We start from the raw sequence: 14,788 nt of genomic DNA on the forward strand, positions 1-14,788 counted from the left end.
AAGAGATGAAAATCACCAAACTCACGACCTTCATCGTTCCACCGCGCTGGTGCTTCCTGAAAGTCGAGACCGATCAGGGTGTCACCGGTTGGGGCGAGCCTGTGGTCGAGGGCCGTGCGCACACGGTTGCAGCGGCGGTAGAGGAGTTGTCCGACTATCTGATCGGCAAGGACCCGCGCAATATCGAAGACATCTGGACGGTGCTCTATCGTGGCGGTTTCTACCGTGGCGGCGCCATCCACATGAGCGCATTGGCCGGTATCGACCAGGCGCTGTGGGACATCAAGGGCAAGGCACTGGGTGTGTCGGTCAGCGACCTGCTGGGCGGTCAGGTGCGCGACAAGATTCGTGTGTACTCCTGGATCGGCGGCGACCGTCCGGCCGACACCGCTCGCGCTGCCAAGGAAGCGGTTTCCCGTGGCTTCACGGCGGTGAAGATGAACGGCACCGAAGAGCTGCAATTTCTCGACACCTTCGACAAGGTCGATCTGGCATTGGCCAACGTCGCTGCCGTGCGTGATGCGGTCGGTCCGAACGTCGGCATCGGCGTCGATTTCCACGGTCGTGTGCACAAGCCGATGGCCAAAGTGCTGATGAAGGAACTGGACCCCTACAAGCTGATGTTCATCGAAGAGCCGGTGCTCAGCGAGAACTATGAAGCGTTGAAGGAACTGGCGCCACTGACCAGCACACCGATCGCCCTGGGTGAGCGTCTGTTTTCCCGATGGGACTTCAAGCGTGTGCTGAGCGAAGGCTACGTCGACATCATTCAGCCGGATGCGTCCCACGCCGGCGGCATCACCGAAACCCGCAAGATCGCCAACATGGCCGAAGCCTACGACGTCGCGTTGGCGCTGCATTGCCCCTTGGGCCCGATTGCCCTGGCGGCCTGCCTGCAGCTGGACGCGGTCTGTTACAACGCGTTCATCCAGGAGCAGAGCCTGGGTATTCACTACAACGAGAGCAACGACCTGCTCGACTACATCAAGAACCCGGACGTGTTCGACTACGACAAAGGCATGGTGAAAATCCCCAACGGGCCCGGTCTGGGCATCGAAATCAACGAGGAATACGTCAAGGAGCGCGCCGCCATCGGCCACCGCTGGCGCAACCCGATCTGGCGCCACGCCGACGGCAGTTTCGCCGAGTGGTGATCGAACAGTGAGTTAGATCGATGCTCGTTCCCACGCTATGCGTGGGAATGATCTGAGCGTTACCGTTCAAACACGCAAGCAAAAATCCAGACCTCAGATAAACATAAAAAGAGGCACTTCCCATGCGCACACAGACCTTGCCGCAGGCGCGGGCAATCGCCGCCACGCCAAGCCGCAAACGCTTTTTCATCATGGTCCTGCTGTTCATCACGGTGGTGATCAACTACCTGGACCGCAGCAACCTGTCGATCGCCGCGCCCGCGCTGACCAGCGAGCTGGGTATCGATCCGGTGCACGTCGGCCTGATTTTCTCTGCCTTCGGCTGGACCTACGCCGCCATGCAGCTGCCCGGTGGCTGGCTGGTGGACCGGGTGCCGCCGCGCATCCTCTACACCGTAGCCCTGGCGCTGTGGTCCATCGCCACCATCTTTCTGGGCTTCGTCGGCAGCTTCATCGGCCTGTTCATTCTGCGCATGGCCGTCGGCGCGCTGGAGGCGCCGGCTTACCCGATCAATAGCCGCGTGGTCACCGCCTGGTTCCCGGAAAAGGAGCGCGCCACCGCCGTCGGCTTCTACACCTCCGGGCAGTTCGTCGGTCTGGCTTTCCTGACCCCGGTGCTGGCCTGGCTGCAAACCCGCTATGGCTGGCACATGGTGTTCGTCGCCACCGGCGGTGTCGGCGTGCTCTGGGCGGCCATTTGGTACATGGTCTATCGCGAGCCGCGTGACTTCAAAGGCGTCAATCAGGGTGAAATCGACCTGATCCAGGCAGGTGGCGGGCTGGTGGATATCCAGACCGACACGGCAAAGGCCAAGAGCGGTTTCAGCTGGCAGGATCTGGGTATCGTGCTGACCAAGCGCAAACTGTGGGGCATCTACCTTGGCCAGTTCTGCCTGAACTCGACGCTGTGGTTCTTCCTCACCTGGTTCCCGACCTATCTGGTGAAGTACCGCGGCATGGACTTCATCAAGTCCGGGCTGTTGGCCTCGCTGCCGTTTCTGGCGGCCTTCGTCGGCGTGCTGTGCTCCGGATTTTTCTCCGACTGGCTGATTCGTCGCGGCCATACGGTGGGCTTTGCGCGCAAACTGCCGATCATCGCCGGGTTGTTGATCTCGACCTCGATCATCGGCGCCAACTATGTCGAATCGACCCCGCTGGTAATCGCATTTCTGGCGTTGGCGTTCTTCGGCAACGGCCTGGCGTCGATCACCTGGTCGCTGGTTTCGACCCTGGCCCCGGCGCGCTTGCTGGGGCTGACAGGCGGCACCTTCAACCTGATCGGCAACCTGGCGGCGATCGCCACGCCCATCGTCATCGGCTTCCTCGCCTCCGGTGAGTCGTTCGCCCCGGCCATCACCTACATCGCCGTGCTGGCGTTGCTCGGTGCGCTGTCTTACATCCTGCTGGTGGGCAAGGTCGAACGTATCGAGCTGGACGACGGCCGGTAACCATTGGCGTGGCGCAAAGCTGGCGACGATAATGCCGCCAGCTTTCTGACTGGATAAAGGCGTGATATGCAGGATTCTTCGGACACCGCAGATGTGACGGGCAAGGACACTGCGCCCACTGGCACACAAACCTTGCTGCGCGGCCTTGGGGTGGTGCAGGCGGTGGCCAGCGGCGCCCGTGATCTCAAGGAAATTGCCCGGCTGATCGGCACCACGCGCAGCACCACGCATCGACTCGCCAGTTGCCTGGTCGAAGAGCGCTATCTGCGTGTCCTGCCGCAGGTGGGGTATCTGCTGGGCCCGAAATTGATCGAGTTGGGGTTTCAGGCGCGTGAAGAATTGCCCCTGGCGATGTTGGCCCGGCCTTTTCTCGACGAGCTGTCGGCGCTGACCGGAGATACCGTGCACCTGGCGATTCGTGATGGCGACGACGTGTTGTATCTGCACAAGAATCCGGGTCGCAATGGCCCGGAAATGCGTTCACGCGTAGGTCATCGCATGCCGCTGGCGCGCACCGGGATCGGCAAGGCTTTGCTGCTGGACAGCCCGGAAAGCGAATGGCGGCGGCTGTATGACATCAGTGTGCCGCAGGGGTCGAGAAACCCGCTGTGGCCCGCCCATCAGGAGCAGACATGGGAGCAGGTCAGGGCGCGCATGCACGAGTACGTGCAAGGCGGGTATGCGTTCGACCTGGAAGACAACGAACCGTCGATTCGCTGCGTGGCAGCGCCAGTGCGTGATGCCGGCAAGCGCATCGTGGCCGGGATCAGCATTGCCAGCACGGTGCCCTACATGCCGCTGGAAAAAATGGCCGAGCTGGTGCCGGTGATCATGCAGGTGGCGGCGCGGCTGTCGGCGGAGTTGGGTGGGTAGAACCTGGGTTGAATCGCCACGAGCCCGTAGGAGTGAGCTTGCTCGCGATTGCGGTTGGCCAGTGACATATTTTTCGACTGACACAACGCCATCGCAAGCACGCTGACCCCTACAGCGATAGCATTTATCAGGCCTTGAGCGTCGCCATGTCGATCACGAAACGGTACTTCACGTCACCGGCAATCATGCGGCTGTAGGCTTGGTTGATGTTCTTGATGTCGAGCATTTCGATGTCGCAGGTGATGTCGTGCTCGGCACAGAAATCCAGCACTTCCTGGGTTTCGGCGATACCGCCTATCAAGGAGCCGGCCAGTACCCGACGTTTCATCACCAGATTGGCTGCATGCAGCGCCGGGTCAACCGGTTCGATCAGGCCTACCAGAATGTGCACGCCATCGAAGCGCAGGGTTTCCAGGTAGGGGTTCAGATCGTGCTGCACCGGAATGGTGTCCAGCAGGAAGTCGAAGCGACCGGCAGCGGCCTTCATCTGCTCGGCATCGGTGGACACGATCACGTGATCGGCACCCTGACGACGGGCTTCTTCGGCCTTGCTCGCCGAACGGGTGAACAGCGTCACCTCGGCACCCATGGCTTTGGCGAATTTGATGCCCATGTGACCCAGGCCACCCATGCCCAGGACCCCGACCTTGTCGCCGGCCTTGACGCCGTAGTGCTTGAGCGGCGAGTAGGTGGTGATGCCAGCGCACAGAATCGGCGCCGCTGCGGCAGGATCCAGCTTCTCGGGGATGCGCACCACGAAGTGCTCGCTGACCACGATGCTGTTGGAGTAGCCGCCCATGGTGTTGCTGCCGTCGATCCGGTCCGGCGTTGCATAGGTCAGCGTCGGACCTTCCAGGCAGTACTGCTCCAGATCCTGCGCGCAGGCCTCGCAGTGACGGCAGGAGTCGACCATGCAGCCAACACCGACCAGGTCGCCGACCTTGTGCTTGCTGACATTGGCGCCGACTTCAGTCACCTTGCCGACGATCTCGTGGCCGGGCATCAGCGGGTAGACGGCAATACCCCACTCGTTGCGCGCCTGATGGATGTCGGAGTGGCAAACGCCGCAGTAGAGAATTTCGATGGCCACGTCGTCCGGTCGTGGGCTGCGGCGGGTGAAGGTCATGGGGGCGAGGGGAGCCGTGGCCGACTGGGCGGCATAACCGATAGCTGTGTACATGTGAAACCTCGCATAAACGATGACGGGTGAGGCGGTGCATTGTCCGCAGCGAGGTCCGTGCCGGCCATGACCATTCCTCCGTGAGTCATGCCTAATCCTGCGAACCTGTGCCGTGGCGCGCACCTTCCGGCGGCGGATCTGCGATGATGGCAGTGTCTGATCCTCTGCCCGGTTGCCCATGTCTCTGACTTCTCACTCCGACGCCAACGCCACATTAGTGTCGTTGATCAAGCCACTGTCCCATCGTCCCGGTTTTCTCGACAGCCGCCTGCCCGGCGTGCAGACCATGTCGTGGAGCTACTACGTGGCCAGTTGCCCGCAGATCTATGAACCGAGCCTGATCATCCTGGCTCAGGGCAGCAAGCTGGCGCGCCTGGGCCCGCGGACTTTCGAATACGGCGCCGGACATTATCTGGTGCAGGCGTTATCGGTGCCTTTCATGTGCGAAACCTTCGCCACCGACCAGGCGCCGCTGTACGGCGTTTCGGTGGCAATCGACCGGATTGTCCTGGGCGAACTGGTCCAGGCCATGGCGTTGCCGGTTGATGCAACGGTCAAGGCGCAAACGCCGGAGTCCATGAACTCGGCCGAGCTGGATGCGCAGATGCGTGAAAGCGTGGAGCGGTTACTGCGCTGTCTGCACGACCCGATGGATTGCCAGGTCATGGGCCCGGCGCTGGTGCGCGAGGTCCTGTACGCCGCGTTGCGCGGGCCGCAGGCCGGGGTGCTGCGGGCGCTGGTCGAGCAACAGGGGCATTTCGCCCGGATCGGTTCGGCCTTGCAGCACCTGCGTGATCACTACAACGAAGCCTTGAGCGTGGACGAGTTGGCCCGCTGCGCCAACATGAGCGCGTCCACTTTTCATGAGCACTTCAAACGCAGCACGCTGCTGTCGCCGGTCCAGTACCTCAAGCGCCTGCGACTGCTCAAGGCGCAACAGATGCTGATCGGCGAAGGCATGGCGGTGGGGCAGGTGGCGCACCGGGTCGGCTACCAGAGCGCCTCGCAGTTCAGTCGCGAGTACAAGCGCTACTTCGATCGCAACCCGGGGGAAGAAGGTGCGCAGATGAGGATTTCGGCGTGATTGCAGGCACAAAAAAAGCGCCTGTTCGGGCGCTTTTTTCGAGCCTGGCCGACCATAACAGTCTGGCTTGCCGGCGGTAGCGGCTTCAATTGCGCTACCGCCGGCAAGCCGTGCTGCTACAGGTCCTGAGCTGCTACAGGTGCTGTGTAGTTACATATTCGGGTAAGTCGGCCCGCCGGCGCCTTCAGGGGTGACCCAGGTGATGTTCTGGGACGGGTCCTTGATGTCGCAGGTCTTGCAGTGCACGCAGTTCTGCGCGTTGATCTGGAAACGCTTGGCGCCGTCTTCCTGAGTCACCACCTCATACACGCCGGCCGGGCAGTAACGCTGTGCCGGCTCGTCGTACTTGGGCAGGTTGACGCTGATCGGGATGCTCGGGTCCTTGAGCTTCAGGTGGCAAGGCTGCTCTTCTTCGTGGTTGGTGCCCGAGATGAACACCGAACTCAACTTGTCGAAACTCAGTTTGCCATCAGGTTTGGGGTAGTCGATCCGCTTGGAGTCGGCGGCCAGCTTCATGCACGCGTAATCAGGCTTGTTGTCGTGCAGGGTGAACGGGATCTTGCCGCCGAACAGGTTCTGATCGATGAAGTTGAAGGCACCACCCAGGATCGGGCCGAACTTGTGGATCGCCGGGCCGAAGTTGCGGCTGGCGAACAGTTCTTCGTGCAACCAGCTGCCTTTGAACGCTTCAACGTAACTGTTCAGCGCATCGCCGCCTTCGCTGCCGGCCAACAGAGCATCGGCGATGGATTCTGCCGCGAGCATGCCGGACTTCATCGCCGTGTGGCTGCCCTTGATCTTGGCGAAGTTCAGGGTGCCCAGGTCGCAACCGATCAGCGCACCGCCCGGGAAGACCATTTTCGGCAGCGAGTTCAGACCGCCCTTGCAGATGGCGCGAGCGCCGTAGCTGATGCGCTTGCCGCCTTCCAGGTACTGCTTGAGGATCGGGTGATGCTTGAGGCGCTGGAACTCGTCGAACGGTGACAGGAACGGGTTGGCGTAGGACAGGTCGACGATAAGACCGACCACGACCTGGTTGTTTTCCAGGTGATAGAGGAAAGAGCCACCCGTGTTCTCGGTGCCCATCACGTCCAGAGGCCAGCCGGCGGTGTGTACGACCAGGCCTTGCTGATGCTTGGCCGGGTCGATTTCCCAGATTTCCTTCAGGCCGATGCCGTAATGCTGGGCGTCGGCATCGCTGTCCAGATTGAAGCGTTTGATCAACTGCTTGCCGATGTGGCCACGGCAGCCTTCGGCGAACAGCGTGTATTTGCCGCGCAGTTCCATGCCGGGGGTGTACAGGCCTTCCTTGGGGTTGCCCTCGCGGTCGACACCCAGATCGCCGGTGATGATCCCGCGGATCACGCCGTTCTCGTCGATCAGCGCTTCTTGAGCGGCGAACCCCGGGTAGATTTCCACGCCCAGGTTCTCGGCCTGCTGAGCCAGCCAGCGGCACAGGTTGCCCAGCGAGATGATGTAGTTGCCTTCGTTGTGCATGGTCTTGGGCACGAACGCGCCAGGCACCTTAGTAGCGGCGTCGCTGCTGGTCAGCACATAGATGTCGTCGCTTTTGACCGGCGTGTTCAGCGGGGCGCCAAGTTCTTTCCAGTCCGGGAACAGTTCGTTCAGGGCCCGCGGTTCGAATACCGCGCCCGAGAGGATGTGGGCACCGACTTCAGAGCCTTTTTCCACCACGCAGACGCTGATCTCCTGGCCTGCCTGGGCGGCCTTTTGTTTCAGACGGCATGCGGCGGACAGCCCGGCGGGGCCGGCTCCGACGATGACGACGTCGAATTCCATAAATTCGCGTTCCACTGGCTATCTCCTGCTCAAGGCTCAACGGTATTTTTTTATAGGTTGCTAAAACCGACACACGGAAAGGTTCTCGCCCGAGCGTCATCTGGAAGGGGCGCATTATATCTACACCACCTCACAGGTCCAATACAAACGTTTGTTTGAATTGGCTGAAACCCTGATAAAACATAGGGACGCGGCTTGTGACTGGCGTTTTTGTCGTATTGACCGCAATAGGCGTTGCGGTCAAGATACGGGCGGTTTTGCACTAGTCGTATGCTGACCGTTGCTAAACAGAACACCTCTAAAAGCGACGCAAGTGCCGTGCAACAAACCGGCTCGATCCCTCGCCAGGCCAGGCGGGGTGCAGTTTACACGCCCGGCCGTGGTATGGCTTGGATTGGCGGGAGCGCGCGGCTGTTTTTGCTGAATTCCCCGTTAGGCAACAACGAATACGTGGTTTTCAGAGGTGTTCTTTACACTGAGGTGTACCCATCGCCGGGTTAAGCCTGGCGACTTTCTTTTCACCGGAGAGTAACGAGGAATCCATGAAGGTTCTTGTAGCTGTCAAACGAGTGGTCGACTACAACGTCAAGGTTCGCGTCAAAGCGGACAACTCCGGCGTCGATCTCGCTAACGTCAAAATGTCGATGAACCCCTTCTGCGAAATCGCTGTGGAAGAAGCCGTACGCCTGAAGGAAAAGGGCGTTGCGACCGAGATCGTCGTCGTTTCCATTGGCCCGACCACGGCTCAGGAGCAACTGCGTACCGCTTTGGCACTGGGTGCCGACCGCGCCATCCTCGTCGAATCCGCTGAAGAGCTGACCTCCCTGGCCGTGGCCAAGCTGCTCAAGGCAGTTGTCGATAAAGAGCAGCCACAGCTGGTCATCCTCGGCAAGCAGGCGATCGACAGCGACAACAACCAGACCGGCCAGATGCTGGCAGCCTTGAGCGGTTACGCCCAAGGCACCTTCGCCTCCAAGGTCGAAGTCTCTGGCGACAGCGTCAACGTCACCCGCGAGATCGATGCCGGCGCGCAGACCGTTTCCTTGAAACTCCCTGCCATCGTCACCACCGACTTGCGCCTGAACGAGCCGCGCTACGCCTCGCTGCCCAACATCATGAAAGCCAAGAAGAAGCCGCTGGAAGTGCTGACGCCTGACGCTCTGGGTGTTTCCACCTCCTCGACCAACAAGACCCTCAAAGTCGAAGCGCCAGCTGCCCGCAGCGCAGGCATCAAGGTCAAGTCGGTTGCTGAACTGGTCGAGAAACTGAAAAACGAAGCGAAGGTGATCTGATGCCTATTCTCGTAATCGCTGAGCACGAAAACGGCGCGATCGCTCCCGCCACCCTGAACACCGTTGCCGCTGCGGCAAAGATCGGCGGTGACATCCACGTGCTGGTCGCAGGCCAGAACGTAGGCGCCGTAGGCGAAGCCGCTGCGAAAATCGCGGGCGTGGCCAAGGTCCTGGTTGCCGACAACGCTGCCTACGCACATCAACTGCCGGAAAACGTAGCGCCGCTGGTTGCTGAGCTGGCGGCGGGTTACAGCCACGTATTGGCGGCTGCCACCTCCAACGGCAAGAACATCCTGCCGCGGGTTGCCGCGCAACTGGACGTTGACCAGATCTCCGAGATCATCTCGGTCGAAAGCGCCGACACGTTCAAGCGTCCGATCTATGCCGGCAACGCAATTGCGACCGTGCAGTCCTCGGCTGCGGTCAAGGTCATCACCGTGCGTGCCACCGGCTTCGACGCCGTTGCCGCTGAAGGCGGTTCAGCTGCAGTTGAAGCTGTTGGCGCTGCCCATGATGCCGGCAAGTCGTCCTTTGTCAGCGAAGAGCTGGCCAAGTCCGACCGTCCTGAGCTGACCGCTGCCAAGATCGTCGTTTCCGGCGGCCGCGGCATGCAGAATGGCGACAACTTCAAGCACCTGTACGCCCTGGCCGACAAGCTCGGCGCTGCCGTCGGCGCTTCGCGCGCAGCGGTGGACGCAGGTTTCGTACCCAACGACATGCAGGTCGGTCAGACCGGTAAGATCGTTGCACCACAGCTGTACATCGCCGTCGGTATCTCCGGCGCGATCCAGCACCTGGCCGGCATGAAAGACTCCAAAGTGATCGTCGCGATCAACAAGGACGAAGAAGCGCCGATCTTCCAGGTGGCCGATTACGGTCTGGTGGCGGATCTGTTCGAAGCCATTCCAGAGTTGGAGAAGCTGGTCTAATCCAGTCCCCTGACTTATAAAGAGAACCCGTTCATTTCGGGCTGTCTGAAAGCGTGACCATCGTATCAATCGATGACTGACGCCTACGGCAGCCTGCAATGACCGGGTTTTTTATTGACCGAAAAAAGGATGTAGCCATGTCGGGGCCAAGGCTGATGTTGACATCGCTGGTAGCGGGCTTGCTGATGCTGCCTTCGCTGGCGGCCGTTGCGGCGGGCAAATGTGACCGGCTTGTGGTGACTGGCAGCCCGGACGCGCCGCCCTATCTGTGGCGCGACCCGCAGGATCCGAAGCATTTGATGGGCGCCAGCGCCGATCTGCTCAAAGAAGCGGCGACGCAGATGGGCGTCAAGATCGAGCTGCTGTTCGCCGGCAAGCGCAGTCAGGCGCTGGAAGAGGTACGCAGCGGGCGCATGGATATGCTCGCCGATACGCCGCTCAACGCCAGCGAACTTGAATCACTGGATTTCATTCATCCGCCGATCGCCCAGAACGAGATCATGGTCTGGACGCGCGTGGGACATGTCCAGCCTTTCAACGCGCTGGCCGACCTGCATGGCCACCCTGGTGCGATTTCCGAAAAAACCCGGGTCAGTACCGCGTTCGATAACGCAATCAAGGAACACTTGAGCGTCGAGAAGCAGCCGACCCTCACCCAGGCGTTTCAAAAATTGATGCTCGGTCAGGTCGAGTTCGTCCTGGCGGGCCGCTATGCAGGTATGGCGCTGGCGCAGACGCTGGGCATGGACAAGGATCTGCTCGTGCAACCCCTGCCGCTGGACAGGCCCGGACTGTACCTGGCGTTGTCGTTCAATTCGGCGTGCAACGATTCATGGTTGCGCGGACAGCTGGCAAAAAAAATGACAGAATTGGCAGCTTCCAGCCGCTCCAGCGAAGCCGTTACCCGCAATCTTGAGCTATGGAAGGCCCAGTTGCAGCAGCCGACCAGTGCCACACATCAGTAGGAATGTTTTTTGAGCTTTTTCTTCAGAACAAAACCCTTGCTCGCAACCCTGGCGATTGCCTCTCTGTTCGGTTGCGCGAATGATCCTGCCCCCAATGAGCAGCTGAAGCTGACCGAGCAGGCCGTTTCCCAGGCCATCGCCGTCGGTGCCGCCGATGACGAGCCTGACCTTGCCAATGCTCAATCGAAGCTGGCCCAGGCACGTGAGGATATGACTGACAAATCCTACAAGGATGCGCGGATGCAAGCCGAGCAGGCCGAGCTGGATGCACGCCTGGCCGAGGCCCGGGTGCTGACCCAGAAAAGCGAAGAGCAGCTGAACCAGGTAAATGTCCGTCTGGATCGCCTGCGCAAGCAACTGGGAGCGGCTCAATGAACGGTGTTCCACGTGTGATGAGTTTCTGCCTGCTTTTGGCAAGTGCGGGGCTGTATGGATGCGCCGGGCACCAGAACAGTGACAAGGCCCTGCAGAGCGCCAGTGCTGACTTCCAGAAGGTCAAGGGTGACACCAATGTGCTGCGCAGCGCGCCCAGGGATGTGATTCGTGCCGGTGAATTGCTGGCGCGCGCCGATCGACTGTCGAGCTACGTCGGCAGTGCCGATGACGTCAGCCACTACGCCTATCTGAGCAGCCGGTACAGCGCTATCGCCGCCGAACACAGTCAGTTGTTGCTCAACCAGGAAAAACTCGCACGGCTTGAACTCGAACGCCAGCGTCTGCAACTGGCCTTGCGCGAAGCCAAGTTGTCCGGCGCCCAGCAACAGGGCAAATGGGCGCAAGATCAGGTCATCAGTCTGTCGACACAGCAGAGTGAGCGCGGCCTGGTGATGACATTGGGTGACATGCTTTTCGATACCGGCCGGGCAGAGTTGAAAAGCTCGGCTAACCGCACGGTACTCAAGGTCGTTCAGTTCCTCCAGTTCAACCCCAAGCGTGTGGTGCGCATCGAGGGTTACACCGACAGCACCGGCGACAGTCAGGAAAACCTGCAGCTGTCTCGAGATCGTGCTCAGTCGGTAGCCGATGTGCTCGCGGATCTGGGTATTGAGGATGAACGCTTGCAAGTGGAAGGATACGGCGATCAATTTCCGGTTGACGTGAACAGCTCCGAGCGCGGTCGCGCTCAAAACCGGCGTGTGGAAATCGTCTTCTCCGATGAAAAAGGCCACCTGAGCGCGCCTCGCTGACAAGTACTGCTCAAAAAAGCCCGGGTTTGTCGAAAATCCGGGCTTTTTAGTCTCTGTCAGTCGGTATGTTGGCGGATACGCGGCATGAAATCTTTCGCCAGAATAACGTACCACTAGCCGATTGATAAACTGTCCCCGTACACTTGGCAACTGTGCCGGTGATCCGTGCTATTGATGGCCGTACTTTACGATTCAGGAAGGGTGTCGACGGACGCAAAATGACCAATCTTCTGCTGTACCAGCGTATCGCCCAGCAGTTGGCTGAGGACATTCGCCGGGGCGTCTATCAACCCGGCGAGCGCGTGCCCTCCGTGCGAAAGATGAGCTCGCAGCTCAATGTGAGCCACGCAACCGTGCTTCAGGCCTACGCCAACCTGGAAGATCAGGGGCTGATCCGGGCACGGCCGCAGTCGGGTTACTACGTTCACCAGACACCTGCCCTGACGGCGCCGACCCCCGACATCGCTCGGGTCGAGCGTCCGGGCCTGGTGACCCGAGCAAGCATCATTCAGCAAGTGCTGGTGGAGGCGCGTCGCGAAGGGGTGTTCGCCTTCGGCGCCGCCGTGCCCCATATCGACTATCTGCCACTGCGTGCGTTGCATCAGCAATTGGCCAAGGTCACCCGGTTCCAGAGTCCGCGCGCTTTCAACTACATGTTCAGCCCTGGCTTCGAGCCTCTACGCCGACAAGTGGCGATCCGCATGCGCGATGCCGGCGTTGTGGTCGATCCCTCGGAGGTGGTGATCACCCATGGTTGCGTCGATGCATTGCAGATGTCGTTGCGCGTGCTTACCAGCCCTGGGGACTTGATCGCGGCTGAGTCGCCCACTTATTACGGCTTGCTGCAGTTGGCCGATCTGCTGGGTCTGAAAGTTATCGAGATCCCCAGCGATCCTAACACCGGCATCAGCCTTGAAGCGTTGCAGCTGGCGGCCAATCAGTGGTCGATCAAGGCGCTGGTGATGACCTCGCGGCTGAGCAATCCGCTGGGCAGCACCATGCCCGAAGAGCGGCAGAAGCATCTGCTGCGCCTGGCTTCGGATTTCGACATTCAGGTCATCGAAGACGACATCTACGGCGAGCTGATGTACGAGCAGAACAAGACCAAGGCGCTGAAAGCCTTCGATCGTCTGGGGCGGGTGATTTATTGCTCGAGTTTCTCCAAGACCCTGTCGCCCGGGGTGCGCATCGGCTGGATGATTGCCGGCAAGTACCAGGCGGAAATTCAGCGTCTGCAAACCTTCAGCACCCATTCGGCCTGCAGCGTGACTCAGATGGGTGTGGCCTCCTACCTGGAGAACGGGGGTTATGACCGGCACCTGCGCTATATTCGTCAGGAGCACCGAAAAAATCTCAGCGCCTTTCAGTTGGCTGTGCAGCAGATGTTCCCGGAGGGCACGCAGATCAGCCGGCCGGCGGGAGGGTTCATTCTCTGGATCAGCCTGCCGGGCAGGGTCAATACCCAGGAGTTGCACGTGCGTGCGCTGGAGCAGGGTATCAGTATCGCGCCGGGGTTGATCTTCAGCAATACAGAGCAGTTCAACCACTGTATTCGTTTGAACTGTGGTCTGCCCTGGAATCGCGAAGCGGAGAGGGCATTGATGACCGTGGGCATGTTGGCCAAGCAGTTGTGTCAGGACGCCGGTCAAGCCTGGTGAACTCAGGCACTCAGGTGTTTTCAGATATTTCATGGGCTGGCTGACAAGGCATTCACTTGTCAGCGGCCATGCAAAGAGCCAGCATATTGGCTTGAGCCTTTTTACTGCCGTTTAGATTATGAACTCATTGCGTTGTATCGGTTTGCTGACAGTGGTGTTGCTGAGCGCTTGCGATGCTGACAAGCTGCCGGCGCCACCGCCTAAAGTTGCAGTCCAGGCGCCTGCCGCCGCTGCCCAAGGCAAGCAACTGCCTGCGCCTGTGATTGTGCCCGCTCAAAGCGCTGGCGTTGTCGCATCACCTGTGCACGAGCTGGCGCCCAATGTGCCGGTGGTCCCGGTGGTTGCAACCAGCAAGCCTGACAAGACCCAAACGCCGGTCAGCAAGAAGTCCCAGCTTGCTGGCAAGTCCTCTGCCGCTGAGCAAAAAGCCTCAGGTGGTAGTGGCAAATCGGCCAAGATCAAGGCAGATACTGCCCAGGATGCCAATCGCGCGCCGGTTGCCAGCAAGAGTAAATCCGCTGCCCAAGTGGTCAAAGACACGCGTCTTCCCAAGGCTGCCCTGGATTTGAGCCTGCCGCCGGATATGGTCAAACAGCTGACCCCGCCGCCGAATGTGATCACCGCTGCGCCGCAGCCCAAGTCCCCGGCTGCCGGGCCCAAGCCGCTATTGCCGAAGATGTTCCCGGACGCCACCAGCGATCCGGAATTCCAGCTGCAGGGCCGTTTGTTGAGTAATGAAATGCAGCTGCAATTGCGCAACGAGTCGCGCAAGGAAGTCGAAGGCGCGGCGCTGGATTTCAAATTCAAGCAATAACGCGTAAAGGCCGCTGGGTCATTCGGCCGTTTTCAAACGCGCGTTTAAGCGGTTAAGATCCCTTCGTCTCTCACTGCCTCCCAAGAGAATGTTTCCATGGAATGCCGTCCGGGTTGCGGCGCTTGCTGCATTGCGCCCTCCATCTCTTCACCGATTCCCGGTATGCCGCTGGGCAAGCCTGCGGGGCAGCGCTGCGTGCAGCTGTCGGTCGACATGCTGTGCCAGATCTTCGGCAAGGCGGAGCGGCCGGCGGTGTGCAGCCGGTTCACGGCTGACCCTGATGTTTGCGGCGCCAGTGCGCAGGAGGCGATTCGCTTGATCGGGTGGTGGGAGCAGGCCACGTCCATCGCTTGATAGTGGGGCATGTACCGAACATAAGTTAATGACACTGCATCTGAACTTCA

14 protein-coding genes are annotated in these 14,788 nt (G+C 60.3%); 12 read left to right on the top strand and 2 right to left on the bottom strand.

Annotated features, from left to right (window positions below; translation table 11 throughout):
• The first annotated feature begins 5 nt into the window (after nucleotides 1-5).
• From dgoD to ACI2KS_RS08245, 3 genes are all read left to right on the top strand, one after another.
• Complete coding sequence (dgoD, locus tag ACI2KS_RS08235) at nucleotides 6-1,154, top strand: galactonate dehydratase (protein ID WP_404618952.1); 1,149 nt, start codon at nucleotides 6-8, stop codon at nucleotides 1,152-1,154.
• Between the two features lie 122 nt (nucleotides 1,155-1,276).
• Nucleotides 1,277-2,602 carry an MFS transporter gene (locus ACI2KS_RS08240; protein WP_404618954.1) on the top strand — a complete coding sequence of 442 codons (1,326 nt, stop codon included), beginning with the start codon at nucleotides 1,277-1,279 and terminating at the stop codon, nucleotides 2,600-2,602.
• Between the two features lie 66 nt (nucleotides 2,603-2,668).
• Nucleotides 2,669-3,475 carry an IclR family transcriptional regulator gene (locus tag ACI2KS_RS08245; RefSeq protein ID WP_404618956.1) on the top strand — a complete coding sequence of 269 codons (807 nt, stop codon included), beginning with the start codon at nucleotides 2,669-2,671 and terminating at the stop codon, nucleotides 3,473-3,475.
• 127 nt (nucleotides 3,476-3,602) lie between these two features.
• On the opposite strand, the gene ACI2KS_RS08250 is transcribed toward ACI2KS_RS08245, so the two are convergent.
• Nucleotides 3,603-4,655, bottom strand: a complete 1,053-nt coding sequence (locus ACI2KS_RS08250) for an NAD(P)-dependent alcohol dehydrogenase (RefSeq protein WP_404618958.1) — start codon at nucleotides 4,653-4,655, stop codon at nucleotides 3,603-3,605.
• A gap of 178 nt (nucleotides 4,656-4,833) precedes the next feature.
• On the opposite strand from ACI2KS_RS08250, the gene ACI2KS_RS08255 reads away from it, so the two are divergent.
• Entirely contained in the window at nucleotides 4,834-5,739 is a 906-nt protein-coding gene (locus ACI2KS_RS08255; RefSeq protein ID WP_404618960.1) for an AraC family transcriptional regulator N-terminal domain-containing protein, read from the top strand.
• 150 nt (nucleotides 5,740-5,889) lie between these two features.
• On the opposite strand, the gene ACI2KS_RS08260 is transcribed toward ACI2KS_RS08255, so the two are convergent.
• A complete protein-coding gene (locus ACI2KS_RS08260) occupies nucleotides 5,890-7,554 on the bottom strand; it encodes an electron transfer flavoprotein-ubiquinone oxidoreductase (protein WP_404618962.1) in 1,665 nt (554 codons plus the stop codon).
• Nucleotides 7,555-8,081: 527 nt separating this feature from the next.
• Between ACI2KS_RS08260 and ACI2KS_RS08265 the strand changes: the two genes are divergently transcribed.
• The 8 genes from ACI2KS_RS08265 to ACI2KS_RS08300 all read left to right on the top strand — a co-directional run bounded on the left by ACI2KS_RS08265 (nucleotide 8,082) and on the right by ACI2KS_RS08300 (nucleotide 14,738).
• Nucleotides 8,082-8,831, top strand: a complete 750-nt coding sequence (locus ACI2KS_RS08265; RefSeq protein ID WP_404618964.1) for an electron transfer flavoprotein subunit beta/FixA family protein — start codon at nucleotides 8,082-8,084, stop codon at nucleotides 8,829-8,831.
• On the top strand, nucleotides 8,831-9,760 hold the full coding sequence (locus tag ACI2KS_RS08270; protein ID WP_404618966.1) for an electron transfer flavoprotein subunit alpha/FixB family protein: 930 nt from the start codon (nucleotides 8,831-8,833) through the stop codon (nucleotides 9,758-9,760). The genes ACI2KS_RS08265 and ACI2KS_RS08270 overlap by 1 nt, the downstream gene beginning before the upstream one ends.
• A 137-nt stretch (nucleotides 9,761-9,897) precedes the next feature.
• Nucleotides 9,898-10,725, top strand: coding sequence for a substrate-binding periplasmic protein (locus ACI2KS_RS08275; protein WP_404618968.1), 828 nt, complete (start codon nucleotides 9,898-9,900; stop codon nucleotides 10,723-10,725).
• Between the two features lie 9 nt (nucleotides 10,726-10,734).
• Complete coding sequence (locus ACI2KS_RS08280; protein WP_404618969.1) at nucleotides 10,735-11,100, top strand: DUF4398 domain-containing protein; 366 nt, start codon at nucleotides 10,735-10,737, stop codon at nucleotides 11,098-11,100.
• Complete coding sequence (locus tag ACI2KS_RS08285; RefSeq protein WP_404618970.1) at nucleotides 11,097-11,912, top strand: OmpA family protein; 816 nt, start codon at nucleotides 11,097-11,099, stop codon at nucleotides 11,910-11,912. The genes ACI2KS_RS08280 and ACI2KS_RS08285 overlap by 4 nt, the downstream gene beginning before the upstream one ends.
• A gap of 218 nt (nucleotides 11,913-12,130) precedes the next feature.
• Entirely contained in the window at nucleotides 12,131-13,570 is a 1,440-nt protein-coding gene (locus tag ACI2KS_RS08290) for a PLP-dependent aminotransferase family protein (protein WP_404618971.1), read from the top strand.
• A 118-nt stretch (nucleotides 13,571-13,688) separates the two neighbouring features.
• Complete coding sequence (locus ACI2KS_RS08295) at nucleotides 13,689-14,384, top strand: translation initiation factor 2 (protein ID WP_404618972.1); 696 nt, start codon at nucleotides 13,689-13,691, stop codon at nucleotides 14,382-14,384.
• A 96-nt stretch (nucleotides 14,385-14,480) separates the two neighbouring features.
• A complete protein-coding gene (locus tag ACI2KS_RS08300) occupies nucleotides 14,481-14,738 on the top strand; it encodes a YkgJ family cysteine cluster protein (RefSeq protein ID WP_404618973.1) in 258 nt (85 codons plus the stop codon).
• Nucleotides 14,739-14,788 lie beyond the last annotated feature (50 nt).

The organism is Pseudomonas sp. NPDC087358, from assembly GCF_044900785.1.
Taxonomy (GTDB): Bacteria; Pseudomonadota; Gammaproteobacteria; order Pseudomonadales; family Pseudomonadaceae; genus Aquipseudomonas.

Bases quoted from the DNA above. Each gene is read 5' to 3' on its own strand.
- ACI2KS_RS08300 (WP_404618973.1), top strand. From the start codon at position 14,481: ATGGAATGCCGTCCGGGTTGCGGCGCTTGCTGCATTGCGCCCTCCATC.
- ACI2KS_RS08265 (WP_404618964.1), top strand. From the start codon at position 8,082: ATGAAGGTTCTTGTAGCTGTCAAACGAGTGGTCGACTACAACGTCAAG.
- ACI2KS_RS08250 (WP_404618958.1), bottom strand. From the start codon at position 4,655: ATGTACACAGCTATCGGTTATGCCGCCCAGTCGGCCACGGCTCCCCTC.
- ACI2KS_RS08275 (WP_404618968.1), top strand. From the start codon at position 9,898: ATGTCGGGGCCAAGGCTGATGTTGACATCGCTGGTAGCGGGCTTGCTG.
- ACI2KS_RS08285 (WP_404618970.1), top strand. From the start codon at position 11,097: ATGAACGGTGTTCCACGTGTGATGAGTTTCTGCCTGCTTTTGGCAAGT.
- ACI2KS_RS08270 (WP_404618966.1), top strand. From the start codon at position 8,831: ATGCCTATTCTCGTAATCGCTGAGCACGAAAACGGCGCGATCGCTCCC.
- ACI2KS_RS08245 (WP_404618956.1), top strand. From the start codon at position 2,669: ATGCAGGATTCTTCGGACACCGCAGATGTGACGGGCAAGGACACTGCG.
- dgoD (WP_404618952.1), top strand. From the start codon at position 6: ATGAAAATCACCAAACTCACGACCTTCATCGTTCCACCGCGCTGGTGC.
- ACI2KS_RS08295 (WP_404618972.1), top strand. From the start codon at position 13,689: ATGAACTCATTGCGTTGTATCGGTTTGCTGACAGTGGTGTTGCTGAGC.
- ACI2KS_RS08240 (WP_404618954.1), top strand. From the start codon at position 1,277: ATGCGCACACAGACCTTGCCGCAGGCGCGGGCAATCGCCGCCACGCCA.
- ACI2KS_RS08255 (WP_404618960.1), top strand. From the start codon at position 4,834: ATGTCTCTGACTTCTCACTCCGACGCCAACGCCACATTAGTGTCGTTG.
- ACI2KS_RS08290 (WP_404618971.1), top strand. From the start codon at position 12,131: ATGACCAATCTTCTGCTGTACCAGCGTATCGCCCAGCAGTTGGCTGAG.